This window comes from Pseudoduganella plicata (assembly GCF_004421005.1).
Lineage (GTDB): Bacteria > Pseudomonadota > Gammaproteobacteria > Burkholderiales > Burkholderiaceae_D > Rugamonas > Rugamonas plicata.
Genome location: NZ_CP038026.1, coordinates 158464 through 182921, shown reverse-complemented (window position 1 = coordinate 182921; position 24458 = coordinate 158464). Strand labels below are relative to the sequence as shown.

The 24458-nt window shown below is 68.2% G+C and carries 22 protein-coding genes and 1 pseudogene; 8 read left to right on the top strand and 15 right to left on the bottom strand.

The features are described from left to right. The first annotated feature begins 335 nt into the window (after window positions 1-335). Window positions 336-1124: a PEP-CTERM sorting domain-containing protein gene (locus E1742_RS26525; protein ID WP_229466407.1), complete on the top strand. Its 789-nt coding sequence runs from the start codon at window positions 336-338 to the stop codon at window positions 1122-1124. A gap of 207 nt (window positions 1125-1331) precedes the next feature. Here the strand turns inward: E1742_RS26525 and E1742_RS00800 are convergent, their stop codons facing one another. After that, window positions 1332-2228, bottom strand: coding sequence for a pirin family protein (locus E1742_RS00800; protein ID WP_134382860.1), 897 nt, complete (start codon window positions 2226-2228; stop codon window positions 1332-1334). Next, entirely contained in the window at window positions 2225-2641 is a 417-nt protein-coding gene (locus E1742_RS00795; protein WP_134382858.1) for an OsmC family protein, read from the bottom strand. Before E1742_RS00795 ends, E1742_RS00800 begins: the two co-directional genes overlap by 4 nt. Before the next feature lie 176 nt (window positions 2642-2817). On the opposite strand from E1742_RS00795, the gene E1742_RS00790 reads away from it, so the two are divergent. Further along, window positions 2818-3150 carry a DMT family transporter gene (locus tag E1742_RS00790; RefSeq protein ID WP_134382856.1) on the top strand — a complete coding sequence of 111 codons (333 nt, stop codon included), beginning with the start codon at window positions 2818-2820 and terminating at the stop codon, window positions 3148-3150. Window positions 3151-3161: 11 nt separating this feature from the next. Here the strand turns inward: E1742_RS00790 and E1742_RS00785 are convergent, their stop codons facing one another. The 9 genes from E1742_RS00785 to E1742_RS00750 form a co-directional block, all read right to left on the bottom strand. After that, window positions 3162-5507 carry an SUMF1/EgtB/PvdO family nonheme iron enzyme gene (locus E1742_RS00785; protein ID WP_134382854.1) on the bottom strand — a complete coding sequence of 782 codons (2346 nt, stop codon included), beginning with the start codon at window positions 5505-5507 and terminating at the stop codon, window positions 3162-3164. 8 nt (window positions 5508-5515) lie between these two features. After that, entirely contained in the window at window positions 5516-7792 is a 2277-nt protein-coding gene (locus tag E1742_RS00780) for an SPFH domain-containing protein (protein ID WP_134382852.1), read from the bottom strand. Between the two features lie 97 nt (window positions 7793-7889). Continuing rightward, complete coding sequence (locus E1742_RS00775; RefSeq protein ID WP_134382850.1) at window positions 7890-8924, bottom strand: hypothetical protein; 1035 nt, start codon at window positions 8922-8924, stop codon at window positions 7890-7892. Then, window positions 8921-9601, bottom strand: coding sequence for a hypothetical protein (locus E1742_RS00770; protein ID WP_134382848.1), 681 nt, complete (start codon window positions 9599-9601; stop codon window positions 8921-8923). Before E1742_RS00770 ends, E1742_RS00775 begins: the two co-directional genes overlap by 4 nt. Window positions 9602-9603: 2 nt before the next feature. Beyond that, entirely contained in the window at window positions 9604-9942 is a 339-nt protein-coding gene (locus E1742_RS00765) for a hypothetical protein (protein WP_134382846.1), read from the bottom strand. Beyond that, complete coding sequence (locus E1742_RS00760; protein WP_134382844.1) at window positions 9939-10490, bottom strand: hypothetical protein; 552 nt, start codon at window positions 10488-10490, stop codon at window positions 9939-9941. Before E1742_RS00760 ends, E1742_RS00765 begins: the two co-directional genes overlap by 4 nt. Then, window positions 10483-11625 (bottom strand): hypothetical protein, encoded by a 1143-nt coding sequence (locus tag E1742_RS00755; protein ID WP_134382842.1) that lies wholly within the window; start codon window positions 11623-11625, stop codon window positions 10483-10485. Before E1742_RS00755 ends, E1742_RS00760 begins: the two co-directional genes overlap by 8 nt. A 110-nt stretch (window positions 11626-11735) precedes the next feature. Further along, window positions 11736-12311 carry a penicillin-binding transpeptidase domain-containing protein gene (locus tag E1742_RS26520; protein WP_229466406.1) on the bottom strand — a complete coding sequence of 192 codons (576 nt, stop codon included), beginning with the start codon at window positions 12309-12311 and terminating at the stop codon, window positions 11736-11738. Then, complete coding sequence (locus E1742_RS00750; protein ID WP_229466405.1) at window positions 12194-14815, bottom strand: penicillin-binding protein 2; 2622 nt, start codon at window positions 14813-14815, stop codon at window positions 12194-12196. The genes E1742_RS26520 and E1742_RS00750 overlap by 118 nt, the downstream gene beginning before the upstream one ends. Window positions 14816-14988: 173 nt before the next feature. Here E1742_RS00750 and E1742_RS00745 point away from each other — a divergent pair, with 173 nt between their 5' ends. The 3 genes from E1742_RS00745 to E1742_RS00735 all read left to right on the top strand — a co-directional run bounded on the left by E1742_RS00745 (window position 14989) and on the right by E1742_RS00735 (window position 16593). After that, entirely contained in the window at window positions 14989-15249 is a 261-nt protein-coding gene (locus E1742_RS00745; RefSeq protein ID WP_134382840.1) for a hypothetical protein, read from the top strand. 150 nt (window positions 15250-15399) lie between these two features. Continuing rightward, window positions 15400-16056, top strand: coding sequence for a YXWGXW repeat-containing protein (locus E1742_RS27195; RefSeq protein WP_134382838.1), 657 nt, complete (start codon window positions 15400-15402; stop codon window positions 16054-16056). A gap of 51 nt (window positions 16057-16107) precedes the next feature. Continuing rightward, the gene (locus E1742_RS00735; protein ID WP_134382836.1) at window positions 16108-16593 is read left to right on the top strand and encodes a ribonuclease HI family protein; all 486 of its coding nucleotides are present in this window, start codon (window positions 16108-16110) and stop codon (window positions 16591-16593) included. Between the two features lie 50 nt (window positions 16594-16643). Here the strand turns inward: E1742_RS00735 and E1742_RS00730 are convergent, their stop codons facing one another. Further along, entirely contained in the window at window positions 16644-18338 is a 1695-nt protein-coding gene (locus tag E1742_RS00730; protein WP_134382834.1) for a methyl-accepting chemotaxis protein, read from the bottom strand. Between the two features lie 26 nt (window positions 18339-18364). After that, window positions 18365-18846 (bottom strand): annotated as a pseudogene (locus E1742_RS00725) (chemotaxis protein CheW). A gap of 212 nt (window positions 18847-19058) precedes the next feature. On the opposite strand from E1742_RS00725, the gene E1742_RS00720 reads away from it, so the two are divergent. Beyond that, window positions 19059-19718: an HD domain-containing protein gene (locus E1742_RS00720; RefSeq protein WP_134382832.1), complete on the top strand. Its 660-nt coding sequence runs from the start codon at window positions 19059-19061 to the stop codon at window positions 19716-19718. A gap of 16 nt (window positions 19719-19734) precedes the next feature. Next, complete coding sequence (locus tag E1742_RS00715) at window positions 19735-20982, top strand: MFS transporter (protein WP_134382830.1); 1248 nt, start codon at window positions 19735-19737, stop codon at window positions 20980-20982. 15 nt (window positions 20983-20997) lie between these two features. Here E1742_RS00715 and E1742_RS00710 read toward each other — a convergent pair whose 3' ends face one another. Together E1742_RS00710 and E1742_RS00705 are read right to left on the bottom strand one after the other, a co-directional pair. Then, complete coding sequence (locus E1742_RS00710; RefSeq protein WP_134382828.1) at window positions 20998-21741, bottom strand: SDR family oxidoreductase; 744 nt, start codon at window positions 21739-21741, stop codon at window positions 20998-21000. A 166-nt stretch (window positions 21742-21907) separates the two neighbouring features. Beyond that, a complete protein-coding gene (locus E1742_RS00705; protein ID WP_134382826.1) occupies window positions 21908-23818 on the bottom strand; it encodes a CocE/NonD family hydrolase in 1911 nt (636 codons plus the stop codon). Between the two features lie 148 nt (window positions 23819-23966). Here E1742_RS00705 and E1742_RS00700 point away from each other — a divergent pair, with 148 nt between their 5' ends. Further along, window positions 23967-24437 (top strand): YXWGXW repeat-containing protein, encoded by a 471-nt coding sequence (locus E1742_RS00700; protein ID WP_134382824.1) that lies wholly within the window; start codon window positions 23967-23969, stop codon window positions 24435-24437. The last annotated feature ends 21 nt before the right edge of the window (window positions 24438-24458 follow it).

Here is a 24458-nt window from a genome sequence, read left to right as displayed (position 1 = left end):
AGTCGGCCTCAGTCAGCCGATTCAGCCTCATGGTTGCTATCTAACTCACCAACGTTAGCAGTCGGATTGCTTCCGTCCGGCATGCGCCACAGCGTGTCACTCCGGACGTCACGGATCACGCCTGCTTAGGTAAAAAGGCTCTTCCCGCTGCTACAACCAAATTGCCGTGTTCTAACGCGTCGATTGCATTGCATAACCTTAACTGAACAGATACAATCGAATTGTAATTGAAATTTTATTATCTTTCTGTACTCGCTGCGCTTTTGGCAGGCACCAGCCTGAGGGTTGTTGTGAGCTGCCGTAGCGCTCTTCGCAATAATATGACTGGAGTTCCGATGAAGCTGCTGTGTGTTCCACTCGCTGCACTGGCCGTCCTGATGACGCCGCTGGCGGCCACCGCCACCACCACTCTGACTAGTACAGGGATTCCCTTTGTTTTCTCGGTAACCGATCTCGCGACCGACGATGGAATTCAGGCAGGGATTTCCGACATGCGCTACTGGCGCGAGTACAGAGTGTCCGCCCTGCCCCACCCACCTGGCTCTCCAGGCTATTACGGTCACGAAACGCGATCTCTGGTCCCGGTAAAGACTGCGGCCGAGACAATCTGGGCCAGTACACAGGCAGGCACAGCGGGTCCGTTCGGGGATTTCCGCCAGGAATTGCACACAACCGACGCGTTTGAGCAGAATGCGCTTTGGAACCTGGCGTGGACATCGGCATCAGATTCCGCGACGTTTACAATGGCCCCGCATACCCGTTTAAGCTTCGATTACACGGTCACGGTCAGCATCGATATGCAGTTCGATACCGAGAAACAGATAGGGACATATTATTTTACGCATCTTGGTTATGGGGTGGGAATCGGGTTCCCGGCGCACGACATCGCGTATCGCGACGATTTGACGACACCCTTGAGCAATTATACGAAAGAGCTGCATTTCACCGGGTTCATGGACAATAATACGGACTACTATCAGTATGACGCTCGCATCGGCCTTTCCAGCCAACTGGGTTCCGAGATTAATGCTCCGACACTGCCGGTCCCAGAACCCGGCACCTACGGCATGCTGCTGGCCGGCTTGGGCGTTATAGGCTACGCCATGCGCAAACGTAAGGCTTGAAGGTTTTGTGATCCGTGTTTTCTGCCACCTCGTGCGCTAAGTCTTCCGCGTTCGCCAGATGTGATCTGCCTTAGTCAAGGTGGCAGTATTCAAGCTGCGGAAGACTGTTTCCGGCGTATGAACAGCAGCTGTGCCGCGGCGTGACACCGGCGTTCGCTCCGGAACTGAAGCGGACGTTTCCAGCAGCCTCTCCGCCCCCTCCAGACATTACAGGTAAGTCCCACCCGTCGGCTTCTTCGGCAACGGAATAAACTCAGTCTCGCCAGGCACTTTGTCGAAGCGCCCCGCATCCCAATCCTCGGCCGCCTGCAGCAGCCGCACCTTTGACGGCGAGACGAAATTCCAGAACATGAAGCGGCGTCCGTCCAGTGGGGCGCCGCCGATGACGACGAAGCGCGCATCGCCTTCGGCACGCACGCGCTGTGGCACGTGTTGTGTCGTGTCGAGCAGCGCCATCAGGTTGGGCGCCAGTGGCGCGTCGTCCAGCAGCAGCGTGCCGGTGACGGGATAGATCGCCGCCTCGGCCGGCAGGTCGTCCAGCGCCAGCTCGGCGCCCGCGGCCAGTTGCACGTCCAGGTACAGCGTCTCCATGAAGGTCGGCACGGGCGACGTCTGGCCGAACGCGGTGCCGATCAGCACGCGCACGGTGGCGCCGCCGACCGTCAGCTCGGGAATCGCGTCCGCGGGCGTATGCGAGAAAGCTGGCGCATCCTCTTCGTTCGCCTTCGGCAGCGCGGCCCACAGTTGCAGACCGTGCGTGCGGTGCGGCCGGCCGACCAGGTCGGACGGCGTACGCTCGGAATGGACGATGCCACGCCCCGCCGTCATCCAGTTGATGGCGCCCGGTTCGATGCGTTGGACCGTGCCGATGCTGTCGCGGTGATCCATCGCGCCTTCGAACAGGTACGTCACCGTCGCCAGGCCGATGTGCGGGTGCGGGCGCACGTCGTGGTTGGCGTCGGGCGCCACGTCGATGGGGCCGAAGTGGTCGAAGAAGATGAATGGTCCGACGGCCTGTTTCACGGCGGCCGGCAGGTAGCGCCGCACGATGAAGCCGCCGCCCAGGTCCTTGTCGTGGCCTTTGAGCAGTTGGGCGACGGTCATGCTGCCTCCTCTGCCAACGCCGTGGTGACCTCGGTCGTTACGCTTGTCATCAGTTTATGCACAGGGCACTTGGTCGCCACGCCCAGCAGCTCCTCGCGCTGCGCCGCGGACAGGTCGCCGGTCAGGTGCAGCGTGGTTGCCAGGCGGTAGACGCCGTGGCGCTCCTCGCTGGCATCGCGCGCCGTCGTCACCTGCACGTCCTCGACGGGGATGTGCTTGCGCCTGGCGTACCACAGCACCGTCAGCGCCTTGCAGGCCGACAGCGCCGCGTCGTACAGGTCGTGTGGCGACGGTCCCGCATCGAGCCCGCCCTCCTCGACCGACACGTCGGCCGGAAGGATGTGGTTGCGCACGTGGACGATATGGCGCATGGGCTGGGTCCGATCGCGGATGACGGTGATGGGTGTCGACATGGGGTTTCCTGGTTGCCTGAATAAGTTTGCCTGAATCTACACCCTTTGGCGGCCGCTGCCTACTGCACGAGTGGGGCATTGTCACGGTCGGGGTTTGCGACGAAGTCGACCGGGATGTCAATCTGGTCATTTTCAGCAGTGCGCTGCATACTCTCCCTTTACCGCGGGAGTACCTCATGAAAAACTGGCTGTTCCTGGCCATTGCCATCGTTTCCGAAACCATCGCCACGTCCGCGCTGAAAGCCAGCGACGGCTTTACACGGCTGTGGCCCTCCGTGGCCGTCGTTGCCGGTTACGGCATCGCGTTTTATTTCCTGTCGCTGACCTTGCGCACGATTCCCGTGGGCGTGGCGTATGCCGTGTGGTCCGGTGTCGGCATCATGCTGATTTCTCTGGTCGGGTGGATCTTGTACGGGCAGAAGCTCGATGCCGCCGCCATTGCCGGGATGGGACTGATCGTTGCCGGCGTCGTCGTGATGAACGTGTTTTCGAAGTCGGCGGCGCACTAGCCGACGACTGGCTACCCCAGACGCCGCGCGACGCGGAACCCCACCACGTCGTTCGACAGGAATGCCGAGTAGCCGTTGCGCACGGCCGAGCGCAGGTAGCGGGGCTGGTACAGCCACGCGCCGCCGCGCAGCACCCGGCGCGACGGGTCGCCGCCCTGCTCCCATACGCTGCCGTCCGTGGGCGCGCCCACGTAGTTGTCGTGCACCGGGTCCTGCACCCATTCCCACACGTTGCCGTGCATGTCGTACAGGCCCCACGGATTGGGCTGGAAGCTGCCTACCTTCGTTGTGCCGTTGCGCGTTTCGCCCTTGACGCCGGCGCCGTAGGTGAAATTGCCGTCGTAGTTGGCGTATTCCGTGCCGATCTCGTTGCCGAAGCTGAAGGCGGTCTTGGTGCCCGCCCGGCAGGCATACTCCCATTCCGCTTCGCTGGGCAGGCGGTACACCTGGCCCGTCATCACGCACAGCCAGTTGACATAGTCCTGCGCGTCGTACCAGCTGATGCCGACGACAGGATGCTGGTCCGTCTGCCGGAAGCCGGGATGCTCCCAATCGACGTCGAGCTTCGGTTCCCAGCGCGTGGCGCGCACGAACTTGCGCCATTCCCCTACCGTGACGGGATAGCGGCCCAGCGCGAACGAGTGTTCGATGCCGACCCAGTGCGGCGGCTTCTCCCGTTCGAGCCAGGGCGCCTGTGCCCCCGCTTTCAACGCCACCGTGTGTTCATAATCGTGCGCGCCCATCTCGAACCGTCCGGTGGGGATCAGTACGAGGTCGGGCCCCACGCCGGTGCCGTCGATGAATGCATCGCGCAGCACACCGCCCGCGTCCGCAACGGGGCTGGTGGCCGTGGGCAGCTGGGCCGCCAGATCCGCCGCGTGGCGCGCCGCCTGTGCGCGCCGGTGCCGTTCCTGTTCGGCGCGATAGGCCGCCTCCGCCTTCAGCTGCGCGGCCTTGCGCTGCTTCTCTTCTTCGAACTGGCGTGCCTTGAGAGCGTCGGCCTCGCGACGCGCCAGCAATTGCTGGCGCAGCCGTTCCTTGCGTTCCTGCGCCTGCGCCTCGGCCTCCAGCCGACGCTGCTTTTCCAGCGCACGGCGCACCTGGTCCTGGCGCAGCTTTTCCAGCGCGGCCGCCTGCGCCTCGGCCTTGCGGCGCGCGGCCAGTGCCATCTGGCGCTGCAGCTCCAGCCGGCGCGCCTCGGCCGCTTCGGCGGTGGCACGGCGTTCCGCTTCCTGCGGATCGACGGCGGCCACCGGCGGTGCCGCACGCTGTTCCGCCAATACTTCGCGCTCTCGCTCCTGATCGCGCTGCGCCCGCGCTTCCTGCGCGGCCAGTTCCTCCGCCGTCGGCCCGGCAGCCCGCCCCAGCGCATCGAGCAGCGCCGCCACCGATTCGGGCCGCTCCTCGTGGTCGAACGCGAAGCCGTGCTGCAGCACTTCCCACTGCGCGTCGTTCAGGCCGGCGGGCGGGACCGGCTGGACCTGCGCCGATCGGGTGTCGTCGAACGGCATGGCGCCCGCCAGCAGCTGGTAGATCATGACAGCAACGGCATACACGTCCAGCTTCGGCGAAGGCTGCCCCTGGTGCGTGCCCGCTTCCGGCGCGCGGTAACCGGCGGTGCCGGCATTCGGGGTATTGGCGGCCAGCGCGCCGCCCGGGCTGGAGGCATTATCGCGCGCGCGCGCGGCGATGCCGAAGTCGAGGAGCTTGATTTCGCCGTGCGCCGTCAGGAACACGTTGCCGGGTTTCAGGTCGCGGTGCACCAGCCGGTGCTTGTCCCACGCATACTGCAATGCCGACGCGACGGGGCGGAGAATGCGTTCCACCGCCGCCAGGTCGGCCTTGCCATGGCGGGCCACCCAGGCGTCCAGGTCCTCGCCCTCCAGGCATTCCATGATGATGAAGTAGCTGGAGGTCGCAGGGTCCTGCGCCCATTCGTACACCTGCACGATATTGCCATGCGCGAGACGGCGCGCCTGCGTGGCCTCCTCCACCAGCAGCCGCGCGTGCACGGGGCTTTGCGTCAGTGCCGGCGGCAGGATCTTGACGGCGACGATTTCGCTGTGCCCCAGTTCCGCGTGCGTGGCCAGATCGACTGCCTGCCAGACCTGCCCCATGCCGCCCATGCCGATCAGCCGCTCCAGCCGGTAGCGGCGGTGCTGTGGGCCGATCTCCTGCCCCGCCATCAGGCCCAGCTCCGTGCCCTGCCGCGGCGGCAGCGGCGGTGCGCTGCCGCCCGGCGGCGCATATTCGGCATCGAGGATGGCGTTCTTGCGGCGGTCGAATTCCTCCAGGCTTAACAGGCCGTCCTCATGCAGCGCGCGCAGTTCGCGGATCTTTTCTCTGGCTGTCTGCATCGCCGCCTTTACCGCTGCAGCGGCACGCCGCACTCCGCGCAGAACTTCGCGTCCGGCCGGTCCGCCGGCACGGGATGGCCATTGACGCAGACGCGTGCTCCCGCGGGCGCGGCCGCGTGATGATGGTGCACCGGCGCGCCGGCCTGCGCGACGCCGACACCCAGCTGCATCTGCGCCGCCAGCGCATTGGCATGTGTGGCATTCTGCAGTTTCAGCAGCTCCAGCTGGTGCTGGCGGTCCTTGTCCTGCTGCGCGTCCGTGCGGCTGCGTTCATCGGCGACGCCCTGCTGGGCGAGGCGCATCGCATCGAGCTGGCTGATACTGTTTTCGGCCGCGACGACACCGGCCAGCGCCTGCAGCTGCTCGGGACTCATGCCCGCGTGGGCCTGCGTTTTCATCAGTTGCGCCAGCGCCTGCGCGTTGGGCGTGTCGGCCAGCGCGATCTTGCCGGTGTCCGACAGCGTGCCCACGGCCTGGATCCGTTCGATTTCGATGCGCGCCAGTTCGGCCGCATGGTTCTGCTGCGCGGCCAGCGTGTCGTATTCGTGACGCCAGCGGGCAAAGCGTTCCTCGCGCTCGTGCTCCATGCGGCGCAGCTCCTGCTGCCACTGCGCTTCATGCTCGCGCAGCTTCAGCGCCAGGCGCTGTTCGTCCGCCTCGATTGCCACCGCGTTGGCCTGGCGTTGGGCGATGCCGTCCGCCTCGATCGTGCGCAGCAGCTTTTCATGCTGGGCCAGCGCTTCGGCACTGGCGCCGCCGCGACGCAGCTCGTCCAGCCGCGCCGTCGCTTCGGCATCCTTGCCGCCCTCGCCGCGGGCCAGCTCGCGCTTGCGCGCCAGGTGCAGCTCCTCTTCCCATTCCTGCACGCGTTCGGCCTCGCGCCGGCGCGCCAAGTTGGCCAGCGCCACACCCTGGAAGCGCGCCTGGTGGTGCTCCGCCTCGAACTCGGCTTCGCGCCGCTGCGCATCGATTTCCGCCTGCTGCAGGCGTTTCGTCTGGGCGCGGCGGGCCGATGCGTCCTCGATCGCCAGCGCCTGCTCCATCTGGTTGCGGATCTGCTGCAGGTGCAACCCATGCGTGAAACGCTGGCGCGCCAGCGCGCGCTCTTCCACCCCCGCCTGCTGCGCCACTTCCAGCTCCGTGCGCATGCGGATCTGCGCCAGCCGGCGCACGTGTTCCCATTCGGCGACGGCACCGGCGTGCTGCGACGCCTTTTTCGCCAGCTCGTGTTCCAGCTCCGCCACCGCTGCACCGGCGCCCTTGTCGAACGCATGCTTGCGCGATTCCGATTCGACGACACGGGCATACAGGTCGATCTCGCGGGCCCGCACGGCCTGCAGGCGCTCGGACTCGCGCAGCGCCAGTTCGGCCTTGTCCACCGTGGCATCCTGGCGCAGTTCGGCGCGCCGGTAGTCGGTGCGCGCCTTCTGCTCGGCGCGCCAGATGGCCTGCCACTCTTCCTCGTCGTACAACTGGTCGAGCTGTTTGACGTGCTCCAGCTGCACGTGGCGCTCGTCCGCCACCAGCCACAGGCTGCCGATGCGCTCCCGGTTGGCATCGAACTTGTCGTGCCGCAGCGCCAGGGTTTCGACCTGCACGGCGGCCAGGCCGAATTCCGCCAGGCGCAGCCTCAATGCGGCCTGCAGCCGCTCGTCCAGCTGCGGGCGCAGGTCGGGATTGGCGTTCATTTCACGCAGCGAGCGCGAGCCGATGAACTCCGCGGCGATCTGGCGCACCATGGGCGCCAGCAGCTCGTGCAGATGGCGCGTCGTCACGGTACCCGGCGCCGTCATGAAGTGCTGGGCAAACGGGGCCACCTGTTCCACCTTGATGCCGACGGTGAAGCGGGCCGCGACCTTCAGGTGTTCGGCCGTGGCCAGGTCGGAAAACGAGAACTCGACGGGCAGCGGCGTGGTGCGGGTGATGAGGATCTCCGCATGCTGGTCGCGCAGCAGGTTGTTCAGGCGCTGGAAGAAGCCTTCCAGTTCGTATTCGCCCTGCGTCACCTCGGTGGCCGTTTCGCCCTGCAGGATGTAGGCGCGCGTGGTGGCGGGCACGCGCAGCGTCTTGGTGAAGATGCCGGACAACTCGCGCACGCCAAAATAGACGGCCAGTTCGTCGGCCGCCGGCACCCAGCGGTTTTCCTGCAGCACCGGCTCGCTGCGCGGCGCGCCCAGCGACAGGCCGCAGCCACCGCAATAGGGTTGCGCGCCACTGTCCGTGCCACCGTTGCGCTGTCCGCAGCGGGGACAACGTACGCCACCGGCACCAAACATCTTGAACATGTCAGACTCCTTGCTTTTTTGTACACGGGCTGCCGTGCGATTCTAACAGGCGCGCCGGTCTGGCCGACACCGCACGATTGCTCACCCATTCGCTCATCTATATGAGGCCGATCCGGTCGATACAGGCCAGCGATGCGCCGCGCCCGCGCAGCGCGTCGGCGAAACCGGCCGGCAGCTCGTCCTGCCATGCCGCCGGCAGCAGTACCCGGTCACCCGGCGCGGCCTGCGCCAGGATGAACGCCGTCTTGGCGGCCAGTCCCTCGACGCCGGCCACGGTGCCGGCATGCCAGGCGTCCGACGTTCCGGTCGCGATCAGCCGGCCGCGCGGCACGAAATCGCGGCCCCTTGCCAGCCGGTCCGCCATCACCAGCGCCAGGCCGTACGAATCGCCCTGGAAGCGGGCCTGGCTGAAGCGCACGACGGTGCGCCAGCGTCCCGACCCGCGACCGTCGAAATGCCGGGCGCCCGCCAGGGCCGCGCGCACCGCCGCCTGCAGCACGGCATCCGCGCCCGGAACGGCGATCGAGTCCTCCTCGTCCGCTGCATCGGCGGCATCGCGCGGGAACACGGCCACGTCGACCCAGGCCAGGCTGTCGTTGATGCCACCGCTATGCAGCGGGAACCATGCGCGCACCGACGACACCGCGGCCGACGGATCGGCGTGTCCTGTCAGCGCGCCCAGGTGCGGCAGGTAATCCATGTCGGCCTCGCCCCCCGGTCGTGGCCCGCCCAGCAGCAATGGCCCCGGCGGCAGGATGCGCGCATCGTGGCCGTCGACACGCCCCAGTTGCCACGCGTCCGACCAGCCCAGCGCCACGGGGTCCTGCGGGGCGCGCCAGGCGCCGCGCACGAGACGGTCGGCCAAGACCGCGGCCAGCTCCCAGTCGCGCTCCGCCAGTCCCGGCGTGCCATCGATGCTCAGGACGACCTGGTCGCGGCTGTCCCAGCGCGCTTCCGTCAGCCGGGCCAGCCGCACCACTTCCGTCATGCGCTCGGCCAGCGCGGGCGCACCGGGCACGATGCATTTGACCTCGGCCCGGTTGGCGCGCGGGCGGCGCGTGGCGGTCACCGTCAGCACGGTGCCGTCGCGCAGCGCCGTGCGGCAGCGGGCGGAGTCGGGTGGCGTACTCATAAGACCGGCTCCGTCCGTTCCGGCGCGACGAGGCGGCGCCGCGCCAGCGCATAGCCGAGATTGGCGACGACACGCTCGGCATCGTCGCGCGCCGCATCGAAGCCGCCCCCCTTCATCACGGCCAGCACGCCCCATGCCTCGTCCAGCGCCGCCAGTGCCGCGGCGCTGGCGGCCGCGCGGCGCTCGCGCATCGTCGCGTGCAACGGCACGCCCGGCGCGGCCAGCGCCAGGGCCGGCATCGTATTGACTGCCAGCGCAGCCAGTGCGAGCCGCTGCAGCAGGTCGCGGTGCGCCGCGAAGGCGCCGTCCGGCAAGGCCAGCAGCCGCAGTTGCGCGGACAGCGCCGGCAGCTCCAGGAACAGCCGGCGCAGCGCCGAGGCGTCATCCGGCACGTGCATCGGTACGGGTTGCGGCGCGGGCACAGGTATCACCGGAGCGACCGGGGGCACGATGGCCGCGGCGCGCGCGCGCAGTACGGCCGCGTAATCGACCGTGTCGCCCAGGTCGACAGGCAGGCAGTCGGTGACTGTAACGCCGAAGCGGGTATAAACCAGTTCGTTAAGACCGGCACGGAACGCGTTCCACTCGTCCAGCGACGTGCACGGCGGCAGCTCCAGCAGGGCCGCCGCCAGCGCGCCCCGTAACGCGCCCTGGGCCAGCGTCGCAAAGGCGGCCACCGTCAGCGCGTCGCCCCCTCGCTGAACAGGAACAGGTCGAAACGCTGGCTGTCGCTCAGCGGGTCCGGCGCGGCGATGACGCATTCCAGCCGCAGGCCCATTTCGGGCGCGGCCGGGAACGGGACCAGCTCCAGCGCGTACGGCCCGGCCTGGCAGCACCAGGCCGATTCACCGTCCCGGCACTTGACGGCCTGGTCGTCCTTTGCCGCCTGCCGTCGCGCGCGGCCGTCGGCGCCGAAGACGATGACGGTGCTGCCGGCGGGCGGGCGGGCGCCATCGCAGCGCACCGCCATGGTCGCGCCGTCCAGCCGCGCCGTCGGCGCACGGCCAAACAGTTTCATGGTTCGCGCCGCACGCTGAAAGCCGCGCCGTGCGCCTGGAAATGGCCCGCCGGCGCCAGCGCGAAGGGCCAGGGTGCTTCGCATTCGCCATCCGCGTCGAGCCGGCCCTGCATCACCGTTGCGCCCGCACCGTCGGCAACGCGCAGCAGCGGGCTTTCGCGCAGCAACGCCGCGGCAAACGGCGCGGCCGGGTCGAGACGCAGGATGACCTGCCAGCCGCCGTCCTGCGCCACGAAGTGCAGGGACCAGTTGCCGTCGTCGGTCACCAGTTGCGCCAGCGCCGCGCCGCTGTCGGCCGCGCGCAGCATGCCGCCGCTGGCTTGCCACGCGGCGTTCCGTCGTGCCAGCGCCAGATGGCGAAAGCGCCGTAACGTCAGCGGCGACGCGTGCAAGGCCGCCAGTTCGGCGGCAGTCAGGCGCCGGCTGCCGTCCAGCGCCGCCCGCAGCGTGGCGTCGTCCAGCACCAGCCGGTCGCCTTCCATCGGCTGCAGCAGCAGGCGCTCCTGCAGCCGTCGTTCCAGCCGTTGTTCCATGCGTTCTTCATTCATCGTTGACTTCCTCTCGTTCCGCCCGTCCGTACAGCTGCGCGATGGCCGCGTCGCGCCGCTTGCGCAACGTCGGCACCGAAACGCCCCCGGCCAGCGCCAGTTGCTGCAGCGTGGGCAGTGCCCCGCCGCTGCACCAGTCGTCGGGATAGCTGTCGTCGGCCGGTCCCAGCAGCTTGAGGAACACGGCCTGGCGCACGGGCAGCGGCGCCGCCCGCAACGCCGCCAGCGCCGCATCCATCGCAGCGTAGCGGGGGGACGGGGAAACCCCGGTCCCGGCCGATTCGGCACCGACGCGCGCCAGGTCGTCCAGCCAGTCGGTGGATGCATGGGCATCGTGCAGCCACGCCGCGCCGTCGCCGTTCGCGCTGAGCTGTTCGTAGTCGCCGATTTCCGCCAGCAGCGCGCCGATCTTCTCCACGCTGTTGGCCAGGCTGGCAAACCGTTTCGAGCGCGTGTGCAAGGGGCCGGGCGCGCCGGTAAAACGCTCCAGCGACGCGCTCCAGCGCACGATCCACTCGGGCCGGCACATGGCAATGGACTTCATCTGGCGGATCTCGATCGGCATCGCATCCGCGGGCCGACCGATGATGGCCGCAACCTGCTCCGTGGTGCCCGGCCAGCCGGCAAACACGTTCTCGATCGCGCGATACGCCATGCCCAGCATGCGGTAGGTGTAAATGCGGTTGGCCGAACAGGGCTGGCCGGTGGCAGCCGTGTAGTTGTCGGCATCGACCTTGTCGCGCAGGGTGGCATACATGTCGTTGACCTTCTTGCGCAGCAGCGCGTCGCCCGACGGTTCGCGCCAGAACGGCCCCTGCTTGCCGTGTTCGGCCGCCAGGCTGGCTGCAAAGGCGTGCCAGAACGGCGGCTGCGCCTGCAGTTCGAACAGCAGCGCCATGGCCAGGTCGCCCACGCTGTCGCCATAGCTGTTGCCGGCGCTGCGCTGCGCGCGGGCGTCGGCGTGCAGCACGGGCGCCAGCGCGTCCGTGTAGTCGTCCAGCAGTCCGGTGTGGCGCGCCGCATCGAGGACGGCATCGAGCTCGATGCGGCGCAGCGCCGCCAGCGAGCAGCCGCCCAGCAGCTTGCGCACGCCTTCCCAGCCGTGCTCCTGATAGCGCGTTCCCGGCAGCCGCATGGTATTCGTGACTTCCCTCAAGGACCGTCGGGAATCGACGGTCATATGCTCATCATGCCACGACCGGCGCCAAATCATTTCCCGATTAACATGGCTGTTTTGCCCTCTGTTTATCGTTCCGGCACGCTGCCGCCCGTCAGGGTCGCCAGCAGCGCGGCCATGACGGGCGCCGCATGGTCGCCGCCGCCCGCTTCCGAACGGCTCACAAAAACGGCAAACGCCAGACGGCGCGCCTGGCCGGGCAGCGTGTGCGGCTCCAGCCAGCCCGTGAACCAGACCGTCGCATCGTCCTCCACGGGCGCCGTGCCTGTCTTGCCGTACAGGCCCGCCCGCACGGACGCACAGCCGGCGCAGCGCAATGCCTTGGCCGCCGTGCCACGCTCGACCACACCGCGCATGCCGGCACGGATGCGGTCCAGGCGCACGTCCAGCTTGCGCGGCGCCGGTGTTTGCGCCTGGCGCCCATCCAGCGACTGCAACAGCCGCGGTGCTACCGTCGCACCCTGGCCAATGGCGCCGGCCGCCATCGCCATCTGCAACGGCGTCGCCTGCATGCGCAGCCCGATGCTCATCTGGCGCAACTCGTGCCGGCTGCGGATCGGATCGAAGCCGGCCGGCGTGGCCTGCAGCGCGTCGTATTGGCGCCAGTCGAAGTCCGCCGGCAGCAGGCCGCCGTCCAGGCGCACCGGCTGTTCGAAACCGAGCCGGCGCGCCGCCGCCATGATGGGCCGGGCACCGTCCAGTGCCCAGGCTGAAGAGCCTGCGCATCGGGCACGCCGCCGTCGGCACGGCCGAACAGTGTCGCATCGGACAACTCGCCGGTCCAGGCAAACCAGGTATTGAGGCTGTAGGTCAGTGCCTGCGCCAGTCCCAGTTTGCCGTCCTGGGCGCGCCGTTCCAGCCCCAGTTCGCGGTAGTTCGTCACGTGCGGGCCGTCTGCGGCTGCGGGATAGGTCGCCGCCGCGCTGGCGAAATCGAACCCGCGCTCGTGCGCGACCGTGTCCAGGCGCGCGAGCGGCACGCCGGCCAGCAGCGCATCCAGGCGCAGGTCGCTGCGCGCCGCCATTTCCAGGCCCAGCGCGCTGACGATCTTGAACGTCGAGCCGGGGCTGCGCCTGGCGCCGCCGTCGTGCTGCAAGGCCGGCAGGCGCAGCGGGCTGCGGGCGGGGTTGGCGCGGTCGAAGTCGCGTACTTCCGCCCAGTCGGCGCCCTCGGCCCGCGTGGCGCCGAACCCGGTTGCGGCGAGGATGTCGCCATTCTCGCTGTCCAGCAGTACCAGTCCCGCCTCCCGTCCCATCGGCGGCGCGGTGCCACCCGCGCAGCGCCGGCCATCCCAGGCGCCGCGCCGCATGCCGACGCACGCCAGCACGTCCCGCGCCAGCGCCTGCAGCGGCAGGTCGACGGTCAGCCGTGCCGCCGTGCCGGTGCCGGCACGGCGCAGCACTGCCGCCACGCCGCTGTCGTGCGCCGGGTTCAGGCCCACCAGCGTCCCCAGCCCGGCGCGCGTGGCTGCCGGCGTGGGCGCGTCGTCCGCCCACAGCGGCGTGCCGTTGCGGTCCGTCAGCGTGACCGGCGCGCCCACCGGGGCCGGCGAAGACACCGTTCCCTGGCCCAGCGGCTGCCAGAGCACCCGGCCCGCGACGACGCGCAGGTGCCGGTAGCGCCGGTCGCCCGGGCGTTCCATTGCCGCGGCGGGAAGCGGAGTGACGGCCAACACGACCGATTTCGCGCCGGGTTGCGCCTGCAGCGTGACGCGTACGACATCGTCGCGCGCCGTGCAGGCGCGGCCCGTGCAGGCGGACGCCGTGTCTGCCGTGGCGCCGCTGACGCTCGTGATCCGGCCAGCCAGGAGCAGGTCGATGCGGCCGTCGCGCGGCGCGGCGAACGACAGTCGCACCGCCTGGTCGCCCGCCGGCCAGCGCGCGATCCGCTTCCACGGCTGCCAGCCCTGCGGCAGCGCGTCGAACAGGCGCACCGCCGTTGGCGGCATCGCCGGCGTCACCGTCAGCGGCCCGGCCACGCCGGCGGCCTGCGGGCTGGCCTGCTGCCCGTCGGCCAGCCGCCAGGCCAGCAGGCTGCGCTCGCTGTTGTACAACTCGACCTGGCGACGCAGGTAGGCACCGTCGGCCTGGCGGTACAGGCGGCGCAGCAGCTTGCGGGCGGCGTCGTCGATGCGCACGTCGGCCCATTCCGGCAGCGCGGCGGCCCGTTCGGACGGCGAGGCGGCGGCCCACGCCGGCAGGTCGGCCGGCGCCAGCGCGATCGCGCCGCGGCGGGACAGGCGCAGCAGGCCCGCGCCTTGCAGCGCTTCGAACAGGGCGGCGTCCTCCAGCGCTGGCGGGCTCGCGGCGGGAATACGGTAGTCGCCTGCCGCCAGCGCCACGGTGGCGGTGCCGTTCGCGCCGAAGGCCGTGACGGTGGCGCGGCCGGCCCGCCCGGCTGGCGTGTACGGCCGCAGGACCAGCTCGCCCGCTGCCGGACAGGCCGTGCTGGCGCGGCGCTCGACGTGCAGCGCGCCGCCCTGCCATGCCAGCCAGCCCTGGCGCGCCAGCGTGCCCTCACCCCTGGCACCTTCGCGCGGCCCGTCGGCGCCGGCCAGCCAGCGCACCGGCGTGCCGTGCTGCCAGGCGACGCGCAGCGGTTCGCCGTCGAAGTCCGCCGTGGCCCGGCCACTCAGTCGCAGCAGCGGCGTCGCATCGCCGCCCACCAGCACCACATTGCGCAGCGCGGGCGCCGCGCCGTCCGCCCAGCGGCGCACGTCGTCGGCCCTGTAGCCCAGCCGCAGCGGCACCAGCATGCCAGCCCGGCCCGGATCGCGCAGCTGCCGGCACAGATCGAGGCGCACGGGCGGCGCGGCGCGCATGCCAGCCGCGATCGCCAGCGCGCCGGCAGGCTGCGCCAGCATTTGTACACCCTGTTCCGGCACCGTGAGCGCGGCACCGGGCACGATGGATTGCAGGATGGCCGCTGCCCGCTGCGCCTCGGCGCCGGCCGCGGTTGTCGTGCCGCCCAGGCGGCGGGCGTGGCTGGCGATCAGCCATCCGCCCGCAACTGCCAGCAACATCAGCAGCGCGGGCAGCGCAAGGCGGCGGGCGAAGGCCGGCCACGCCGGCAGGTTCGCCCGCCGCAGGTTGACGGCGCGGCGCCATGCGCGGCGGCGCCCGGCAAACTGAGTTCGGAAAGATGGCATGGTCGGCAAGGGATTGCGGGATTGCTCACCTCTAGCGGGGGGCAGTGCAAAACGCCGCATTGTTTTTGCGCGCTTTCGCGCTGTTTCCAATCCGGACACGACATGGCGCAAAGGTGCCGGCGATGCATTTCGGCACGATGACAGGGCACTTTGCTCTCTTGAAAGGAATCATCATGAATGTCGTGCGTAATGCCGAAGCAGTCTTTGTCGGCGCCGTTGCCATCGCCTTTGCCGTCGCTTTCGCCGGCAGCTTCTACGAGGGCGCCAAGCCCGGCCACCAGGCCGGCGGGACGCTTGAAACGCGCCGCGTGGCCCGGTTCGTTTCCGTGCCATCCGTGCCGGTCGTCATCGTGCGCGGCAAGCGCATGACCGCCGAGGAAAAATCCCGCGTCGACCCGGCACCGGCTGCGCCGCCCGCAGGCGCGCGCATCTGAACAAGGGCCGGGTGCGCCGCTCCATCCGGCCTGTTGCAAACTCTCCGGCATTTGTAAAAATCTGAATCAGGCACGATGTCCGCTCACGCGCCTTGATATAGTGCATGCATCGGGTAAACAAACGCCCATGAATGCCACGGAGAGAACACCATGATCAAGCCAACCATCCTCGCAGCGGTCGTCCTGGGCGCGGCCACCTTGCTGCCGGCGCAGGCGATGGCCCAGGTGGACGTCAATCTCGTGATCGGGACGGCCCCGCCGCCGCTGCGTTATGAAATGGTTCCGCAGCCACGCAGCGGGTACGTATGGGCGCCCGGCTACTGGGCATGGGACGGCTACCGTCACGTCTGGGTCGGCGGCAACTGGCTGCACGAGCGCCCGGGCTATGCCTACGCCGGGCCACGCTGGATCGAACGCCGCGGCAACTGGGTCTGGGAGCAGGCGCGCTGGAACCGCTTCAGCCCGCGCGGCGACATGGACCACGACGGCGTGCCGAACCGCTATGACCGCGACCGCGACGGCGACGGCGTCCCGAACCGCTACGACCGGCACGACGGCCGCTATCGGAGCGGCTGGGATCATGCCCCGCAGCGCGCCTGGCAACACAACGGCTGGCATAGCGATGGCCGAAACCGCGATGGCTGGAACCGGGGCGGCCGTCGCGACCAGGATCACGATGGCGTGCCGAACCGCTATGACCGCGACCGCGACGGCGACGGCGTGCCGAATCGCTACGATCGCGACCGCGACGGCGACGGCGTGTCGAACCGGCGCGACTATCGTCCGGACAATCCTTATCGCAACTGACCATTTCGAAGGCCATCCGCGGATGGCCTTTTTTGCGTACAATCGCGGCCCATGACGACTCCCCTGCCGCCCCGCGCCGCCGCACAGGCGCTGGCCGCCGCCGCCCGGCTCGCGCGCCGCAGCGTGCCGCCGACACCCGCGCAATGGCGCGCGTGGTTCGACGGCTCGGCCACGCCCAACCCCGGCCGTATCGGCATCGGCGCCCTGCTGCTGGGCCCACGGGGCGAGCGGCTCGAGATCAGCCGGCAGGCCGGTCATGGCAGCAGCGGCGATGCCGAATACCTGGCCCTGATCGCAGTGCTGGAACAGGCCGCAACCCTTGGCGTAACGGAGCTGGTCGTGTACGGCGACAGCCAGGTCGTCGTGCACGACGTGCTGCTGACGGCCGGCGCCGGTGCCAAGGGACTGGAACACCATCGCGCCGCGGCGGCGGTATTGATTGCCCGGATGGGCGACGTGGCGTTGCGCTGGGTACCGCGGCATCGCAACGGCGCCGCCGATGCGCTGTCGCAGCAGGCGTTAGCGGCAGCGCCATGAAAAACGCCGGCAGATGCCGGCGTTCCTGTTGCAGCGTTCAACCACTCAGATCAGAACTCTTCCCAATCCGACGTCTCGGCCACCGGCTTGCGCGCAACGGGCGCGCGCACGGCGACGGCTTTCGTCGCCGCAGGCTTCTCTGCGGTTTTCACGGCAGCCTTGGCGACCGGCCAGGCAACCGATGCCGCCGGTGCCGCCGCGCCGGTACGGAACACGCCCACCACCTCGGCCAGCGCGCCTGCCTGCTGCTGCATCGATTCCGCTGCGGCGGCCGACTGCTCGACCAGGGCCGCGTTCTGCTGCGTCACGCTGTCCATCTGCACGATGGCCTGGTTGACTTCCTCGATACCGGCGCTCTGCTCGTTGCTGGCCGTGGCGATTTCGCTGATCACGTCGTTCACGCGGCGCACGCTGGTGACGATTTCTTCCATCGACGCACCCGCCTGGGCCACCAGCTTGTTACCCTCGGCCACTTCGGCCACGGAGTCGCCGATCAGTTCCTTGATTTCCTTCGCCGCCGCGGCGGAACGCTGCGCCAGGTTGCGCACTTCCGATGCGACGACGGCAAAGCCGCGTCCCTGCTCGCCGGCGCGTGCCGCCTCCACCGCGGCGTTCAGCGCCAGGATATTGGTCTGGAAGGCGATGCCGTCGATGGTGCCGATGATGTCGACGATGCGGCGCGACGACGCGTCGATCGCGTTCATGCGGCCGACCACCTGCTGCACCACGTCGCCGCCCTTGGCCGCGGCGCTGGCGGCTGCGGTCGCCATCTGGTTGGCCTGGCGGGCGTTGTCGGCGTTGGTGCGCACGGTCGACGTCAGTTCTTCCATCGACGACGCCGTTTCCTCCAGCGCGCCGGCCTGCTGTTCCGTGCGGGCCGACAGGTCATGGTTGCCGGAGGCGATCTCGCTGGATGCGACCCTGATGCTCTCGGTACCGCTGCGCACCTGCGTGACGATATTGAACAGCGACTGGTTCATCTCGCCCAGCGCGCGCAGCAGCTGGCCCGACTCGTCCTGGGTGCGTGCCACGATGGTGCCGGTCAGGTCGCCGCTGGCCACTCGGCGGGCCGCATCGACGGCTTCGCGCAGCGGGCCGGTGATACCGACCGTCAGGGTCCAGGCGCTGAACGTGCCCAGCGCCAGCGTCAGCGCGGCCAGCACGATCAGCAGGTTGCGGCTGCGCTCACCGATGGCGTCGATTTCGCTCGCCGTCGCATCGATGCGCGCACGCTGCATCTTCAGCAGGTCCGCCATCAGGACCTGATAGGCCGCCGCGGCAGGCGCAAAGCCGCCATCGAACGCCTTCTGCGCGCCTTCGAGATCGCCCGCCGCCTTCAGCTTCGCCACCTCGTCGCGGGTGGACAGATACAGCTTGCGCTGTTCCGTAATGCGGCCGAACAGCGCCTTCTCGTCATCGGCCTCCAGCAGCGCCTCGATCTTCTTCTGCAGCTCGGCGGAAATCGCGCTGGAAGCCTTCGACTCCTCGGCAAAATACTTTGCCAGCGACGGATCGGCCGACCTGGCGATGGCCGACGTGCGGCGGATGGCGCTGTCGATCTTGCTGGACCAGTCGCCGATCATGCGTTCCTTTGCCAGCGGCGAGGACATCATTTCATGCGTGGCGACAGACACGTCGTGCATGCGCCAGATGGCGATGGCGGCGATCAGGATGCCGAGCAGGATAGTGACGGCAAAGCCCATTGCGAGCCGCCTGCCGATGGCGATGTTTCCGAAGAAATTCATGAACTTTGCCTTAATTTATGGGAAGGTTACGCGGCGAGCCGTTCGATCAGGCCCATTTCCTCGCTCGACATCAGACGGTCGATGTCGACGAGGATCAGCATGCGTTCGTCCACCGTGCCCAGGCCGACGATATGTTCCGTGTTGAGCGTCGAACCCATGTCCGGCGTGGACTTGATCTGGTCCGGCGTCAGCGTCGTGACGTCCGAGACGGCATCGACCACCATGCCGACGACGCGCGTGCCGATATTGAGGATGATAACGACGGTGAACGGACCGTATTCGGGGTGCCCAGTGCGAAGCGGATGCGCATGTCCACGATCGGCACGATGATGCCGCGCAGGTTGACGACACCCTTGATGAACTCCGGTGCATTGGCGATACGGGTCGGGGTTTCGTAGTTGCGGATCTCGCTGACTTTCTGGATATCGATGCCATATTCTTCCTTGCCAAGCGTGAAGGCAAGGTACTCGGCGGGCATCGTGGACGTGGTGTTTTCGGTTTGGGACATGGCGGTTCCTGATGGGCCGCAGGTGGCGATAGCGCCGGCGCGACCGTAAGTAAGAAATAGACAGTCGAAATGTTACCGTAAGCCAAGTTATTTAGCGACGAAAATTCCACGCGGAAATACCAAATGGGCCCGAATATTGTCGGTAAAACACGGAAAGCGTGCCATTCATGGCACAATGCGTCACCGAATCACCACTTTCCAGATATCGATCAATGACCTCCGCCACCGCCCGCCTGTCCGACTGGCAGCCCCGGCTCGAAGCGCTTGCCCGGGCCGCCGCCGGCGACGACGACGGCGCCCACGACATCAACCACCTGCACCGCGTCTGGGGCAATGCGCGCCGCCTGCTGGCGGACCATGCGGAGGCCGATGCGCTGGTCGTGCTGGCGGCCTGCTACCTGCATGACCTGGTCAACCTGCCGAAAAACCATCCGGAACGGCACCTCGCCTCGCGCCAGGCGGCCGGGCGCGCCCGCGCCGAGCTGGACGCATTGAACTTTCCCGCCGAGCTGCTGTCCGGCGTGGTTCACGCGATCGAGACGCACAGTTTTTCCGCCGGCTTGAGCCCGGAAACCATCGAGGCGGCCATCGTGCAGGACGCCGACCGGCTCGATGCGCTGGGCGCCGTCGGCCTGGCGCGGATGTTTTATACGGCGGGACGCATGGGCAGCGCGCTGGCGCACGATCTCGATCCGGCCGGGTTGCATCGACCGCTGGACGACAAGGCCTATTCCCTCGACCATATCGCCGTCAAGCTGGCCACGCTGCCGGCGACGATGCGCACCCCTGCCGGTCGCCGCCTCGGCGAGGAGCGGCTACGCCAGCTGTACGCGTTTCGCGACACCTTCATCGCCGAGTGGCGCGGCGAATGACCGCCCCCCGCGTCCCATGAACGATCACCGTCCCGAACCTGCCATCGTCCAGGCGGCATCGCCCGGCAACCTCAATTTCGTGCTGGTCTGCGTCTTTATCGACATGCTGGGGATCGGGCTGATTGTGCCGGTGCTGCCGATCCTGGTCGGCGAATTCGTCGCCACGCGCGAAGCGCAGACGCTGTGGTACGGCATCCTTACCGCCACGTTCGGCCTGATGCAGTTCATTTTCATGCCCATGCTGGGGGCGATCAGCGACCGCATCGGCCGCCGCCCCGTGCTGCTGTATTCGATGGCGGGGATGGGGCTCAATTTCCTGGCCACGGCATGGGCGCCGAACCTGGCCTGCCTGTTCATCGGCCGCGTCATCGGCGGCATGTCGTCGGCCAGCATGTCGGTGGCATCGGCGTATGCGTCGGACATCTCCACGCACGACAACCGGGCCAGGAGCTTCGGCAAGATCGGCGCCGCGTTCGGGCTGGGCTTCATTGCCGGTCCGATGCTGGGGGGCCTGCTGGGCGGCATCGACCTGCACCTGCCGTTCTACGTGGCGGCGGCGCTGTCGGCCGCGAACTTCGTCTACGGCTGGTTGTATGTGCCCGAATCGCTGCCGGAAGCGCAGCGCGGCAAGTTCCGCCTGACGCGCGTGAACCCGCTGGCCGGCCTGATCAAGCTGGGGCGCCGCCGTGACATCCGCGGGCTCGTCATCGTGTATACGCTCGTGACGATGGCGCAGATGATGCTGCACTCGACGTGGGTGCTGTACACGCACTTCCGCTTCGGCTGGACGCCCACGCAGAACGGCATCGCGCTGTTTTGCGTGGGCGTGGCCGCCGCCGTCGTGCAGGCGGCGCTGCTGGGCGTGTTCATCCGCTGGTTCGGCGAGGTGCGGCTGTCGCTGCTTGGCCTGACGTCGGGCGCCATCACCTACCTGCTGTACGGCCTGGCGACGCAGGGCTGGATGATGTACGTCTTCATCCTTTGTAATCTGCTGGCGTTTGCCGCCGGCCCCGCACTGCAGGGCATCGTGTCGAAATCGACGCCCGCCGGCGAACAGGGTGAGCTGATGGGTTCGCTGCAGTCCATCGGCAGCGTCGGCATCGTCCTCATGCCGCTGGCGGGCGGCCTGCTGCTGGGCGAGGTAAGCCACCTGCCCCCATCGGACTGGCGCATCGGCGCCACGTTCTTCGTCAGCGCGGCGATGCAGGCCGTTGCCATCCTGGTGGCGCGGCGCTACTTCCGCGACCACCACCTGCGCGCCTGAAGTTCGCTGCCTATATTAATACGGGCTGGCCGTCGGCCGGACGATGATTTCGCTGACGTCGACGTCTGCCGGCTGTTCTATCGCATAGGCAATGGCGCGGGCGACGGCGTCGGCGCCGATGGCGATCCGGCGGAATTCGCGCATCTCTTCCCGTCCGCCTTCGTCCGAGATCGACTCGGCCAGCTCCGACTCTGTCACGCCCGGCGAGATCACCGTGACACGGATGTCGCCACCCACTTCCTGCCGCAGCCCTTCCGAAATGGCGCGCACTGCGAACTTGGTGGCGCAGTAGACGGCCGCCGTCGGGCTGACGGCGTGGCCGCCGATCGACGACAGGTTGACGATCTGCCCGGACTTCGCCTGCTGCATCAGCGGCAGCACGGCGGCGATGCCGTGCAGGACGCCGCGCACGTTCACGTCGATCATGCGATCCCACTCGTTCAGTTTCAACGCGTCCAGGCGGGACAGCGGCATCACCCCCGCATTGTTGATGAGCACATCGATGCGGCCGTGCTTTGCGTGGGCCGCGAGCGCGAACGACTGCACGTCACCGGCATCCGTCACGTCGAGCGCCCGGTAGTCGGCGCTGCCGCCGGCGGCACGGATTTGCGCGGCCAGCAGTTCGAGACGGTCGGTGCGGCGCGCACCCAGTACGACATGGTGGCCGGCGGCCGCCAGCTGCCGCGCCGTGGCGGCGCCGATGCCACTGCTGGCGCCCGTGATCAGGACGATTTTTTGCTGTGGGTTCAGTTGCGTCATGGTGTTCTCCCTGTCTGTTGATCGATGGGAGAAGTGTAGAAGCACGGCGGCCGACGCGGTTGCGCAATGGTCTGGCGTGATTGCCCGATCCTCCGCCCGGTGCCCGGCTCGTGTCTGGTTGGGGGTTTTGCGTCCCCCCGATGTTGACACGGGCCGGGCTGTGGCCTCAGAACGGTGGGGGTATCTGGACCGGCAGTTCGACGAAGCTGGCGGCGTCCGGCGCGTGGTAGATGCGCTGCGTTGCCTTGACGTAGTCGGCCGGCTGGGCATGGAAGATGTTCGGCACCCAGCTTTGCGGATTGCGGTCGTACAGCGGGAACCAGCTCGACTGGATCTGCACCATCAGCCGGTGGCCGGGCAGGATGACGTGGTTGACGTTCGGTAATGCGAAACGGTACCGCTCCACCTTGTTGGCGACGACCGGCGACGGCGACTCCAGGCTGTTGCGGTAGCGGCCCCGGAAGATGTCCATGGATACCGGCAGCTGGTAGCCGCCCATGGCGGGCTGGTTCGGCATCTCGTCCGGATAGACATCGATGACCTTGACGATCCAGTCGGCATCCGTGCCCGTGGTGGCGGCGAACAGATTGACGACGGGTGCGCCCGTCAGCAGCATGGGCACCTGCAGCGGTTCGGACAGATAACTCAGCACGTCCGGCCGGTCGGTAACAAAACGCTGGTCGCGCACCAGCCATGGCTGCCACACGTCGCGATCAAGCATGCGTACAGGCCGCGGCACGAACGGCACGGGCTTGGCCGGATCGGCCACGTATTCGTCATACGGCGCGCCTCCCGCCGGCGGCGTGAAGTCCAGCTTGAAGCCGGGCTGCAGGTAGACCGCTTTCGCAGCCGTCGACCGCGGCCAGCTTTCCAGGTGCTGCCAGTAATTCGTGCCCGTCTGGTACCACAGCACGGGCGGCGTGGCCGGCACGATCTCGTCCTTCAGGTGGCGGTTCAGGAAGGGCTGCAGGAACTGACGCCGGAACTCCAGCGCCGTGTCGCCCGTGAACTTCAGCGCACCCAGGGTGGAGCCGTCGTAATTCACGCCGCTGTGGCGCCACGGCCCCACGACAAGGTAATTGAGGGTGTTGTCCTTGTCCTGCGGCTCCAGCGCCGCGTACACCGCGTAGGCGCCGTAGATGTCCTCCTGGTCCCACTGCCCCACCACCGTCATTGTCGGCACGGTCAGCTTGCGCGCGCCCAGGATGCGGTCGAGGGCCTGGTGCTGCCAGTAGCTGTCGTAGGCCGGATGCTCGAACAGCTTTTTCGTGTAGGTCAGCTTGTCCAGGCCATGCTGTTTCGCGAAACCGGCGACGGAGCCGGCCCGCAGCACGGCGTCGTAGTCGTCGTAGATGCCCGTCGCCAGTTCCCTGCCGCTGCCGCGCGCCGTCGTCTGGCTGGCCAGGTAGTGCATCGTGTTGACGCGGAAGGCGCCGTTGTGGAACCAGTCGTCGCCGCGCCAGCCGTCCACCATGGGGCTCATCGGCACGGCCACCTTCAGCGCGGGATGCGGATCGGCCAGCGCCATCAGCACCGTGAAGCCTTCGTACGAGGACCCCAGCATGCCGACCTTGCCGTTGCTCTCCTTGACGTTCTTGACCAGCCATTCGATCGTGTCCCATGCGTCCGTCGCGTGGTCGGTCTTCGTGTTGTTCAGCGGTCCGCGCAGGGGCCGCGTCATCACGTAGTCGCCTTCGGAGCCGTACTTGCCGCGCACGTCCTGGAACACGCGGATATAGCCCTCGCGCACGAACGTCTCGTCGCCCTGCGGCAGCGTGGCGAGCATCGACGGACTGGCGTTGCGGCTGGCGCGTCCGGCCGCATTGTACGGCGTGCGCGTCAGCAGGATCGGCGCACCCCTGGTGCCCTTCGGCATGACGATCACCGTGTGCAGCTTGACGCCGTCGCGCATCGGGATCATCACGACTTTCTTGACGTAGTCCGCCGCATCCGTCGGCGCCTCGAACTTCGGCGCGATATCGGGTGCCATCGGCGGTGTCTGCGCCAGGCTCGACGCGGCCAGCAGGGAGGAAACGAGGGTAAAGGAAGGGACGATAAGCCGACGACGCAGACGCATGGGACTCTCCGGAATGGTTATCCGCAAAGTCTACCGTGGGGTTGGTATAACCGCAACGAAACAATTGCTTACAAGCTAAATGGTGGCGGGCACACGGCCGTTACATCTGGCTGTCAGTATGGAGCCATACCAACACGAGGAGTACATCATGAAAAAACTGCTGATCGCCACCTTCCTTGCCGCCTCCGTCGGTGCCGCCGCCGTGCCGGTGAGCGCCAGCGCCGCGATTGTCGTGGTGCGCGAGGCGCCGCCGCAGCCCCGTCATGAATCGGTACCGCCGGCCCGCCGCGGCTACGTGTGGACGCCGGGTTACTGGAACTGGACGGGCCACCGCTACGTCTGGCACCGCGGCGAATATGTGCGGGCACGCGCCGGCTACCACTATGCGCAGCCGACCTGGCAGGAGCGCAACGGCCGCTGGGAATTCGCCCGCGGCGAATGGCGCCGCGGCGACCGGGACGGCGACGGCATCCCCAACCGTGTCGACCGCACGCCGAACGGCCAGAGCTACCATGACCGCGACCGCGACGGCGTGCCGAACCGCGCCGACCGCGACCGCGATGGCGACGGCGTGCCGAACCGCCGCGACGATCGCCCGGACAATCCGCGCCGCTATTGACGGTTGACGGCGCCGTCGCTT

Coding starts and splice junctions, on each gene's coding strand:
- E1742_RS00755 (WP_134382842.1), bottom strand. CDS start 11,625: ATGCGGCTGCCGGGAACGCGCTATCAGGAGCACGGCTGGGAAGGCGTG.
- E1742_RS00745 (WP_134382840.1), top strand. CDS start 14,989: ATGAATGTCGTGCGTAATGCCGAAGCAGTCTTTGTCGGCGCCGTTGCC.
- E1742_RS00780 (WP_134382852.1), bottom strand. CDS start 7,792: ATGTTCAAGATGTTTGGTGCCGGTGGCGTACGTTGTCCCCGCTGCGGA.
- E1742_RS00795 (WP_134382858.1), bottom strand. CDS start 2,641: ATGTCGACACCCATCACCGTCATCCGCGATCGGACCCAGCCCATGCGC.
- E1742_RS00735 (WP_134382836.1), top strand. CDS start 16,108: ATGACGACTCCCCTGCCGCCCCGCGCCGCCGCACAGGCGCTGGCCGCC.
- E1742_RS00720 (WP_134382832.1), top strand. CDS start 19,059: ATGACCTCCGCCACCGCCCGCCTGTCCGACTGGCAGCCCCGGCTCGAA.
- E1742_RS00790 (WP_134382856.1), top strand. CDS start 2,818: ATGAAAAACTGGCTGTTCCTGGCCATTGCCATCGTTTCCGAAACCATC.
- E1742_RS00715 (WP_134382830.1), top strand. CDS start 19,735: ATGAACGATCACCGTCCCGAACCTGCCATCGTCCAGGCGGCATCGCCC.
- E1742_RS00710 (WP_134382828.1), bottom strand. CDS start 21,741: ATGACGCAACTGAACCCACAGCAAAAAATCGTCCTGATCACGGGCGCC.
- E1742_RS00730 (WP_134382834.1), bottom strand. CDS start 18,338: ATGAATTTCTTCGGAAACATCGCCATCGGCAGGCGGCTCGCAATGGGC.
- E1742_RS00765 (WP_134382846.1), bottom strand. CDS start 9,942: ATGAAACTGTTTGGCCGTGCGCCGACGGCGCGGCTGGACGGCGCGACC.
- E1742_RS00700 (WP_134382824.1), top strand. CDS start 23,967: ATGAAAAAACTGCTGATCGCCACCTTCCTTGCCGCCTCCGTCGGTGCC.
- E1742_RS00760 (WP_134382844.1), bottom strand. CDS start 10,490: ATGAATGAAGAACGCATGGAACAACGGCTGGAACGACGGCTGCAGGAG.
- E1742_RS26525 (WP_229466407.1), top strand. CDS start 336: ATGAAGCTGCTGTGTGTTCCACTCGCTGCACTGGCCGTCCTGATGACG.
- E1742_RS00750 (WP_229466405.1), bottom strand. CDS start 14,815: ATGCCATCTTTCCGAACTCAGTTTGCCGGGCGCCGCCGCGCATGGCGC.
- E1742_RS00800 (WP_134382860.1), bottom strand. CDS start 2,228: ATGACCGTCGCCCAACTGCTCAAAGGCCACGACAAGGACCTGGGCGGC.
- E1742_RS00785 (WP_134382854.1), bottom strand. CDS start 5,507: ATGCAGACAGCCAGAGAAAAGATCCGCGAACTGCGCGCGCTGCATGAG.
- E1742_RS00775 (WP_134382850.1), bottom strand. CDS start 8,924: ATGAGTACGCCACCCGACTCCGCCCGCTGCCGCACGGCGCTGCGCGAC.
- E1742_RS00705 (WP_134382826.1), bottom strand. CDS start 23,818: ATGCGTCTGCGTCGTCGGCTTATCGTCCCTTCCTTTACCCTCGTTTCC.
- E1742_RS27195 (WP_134382838.1), top strand. CDS start 15,400: ATGATCAAGCCAACCATCCTCGCAGCGGTCGTCCTGGGCGCGGCCACC.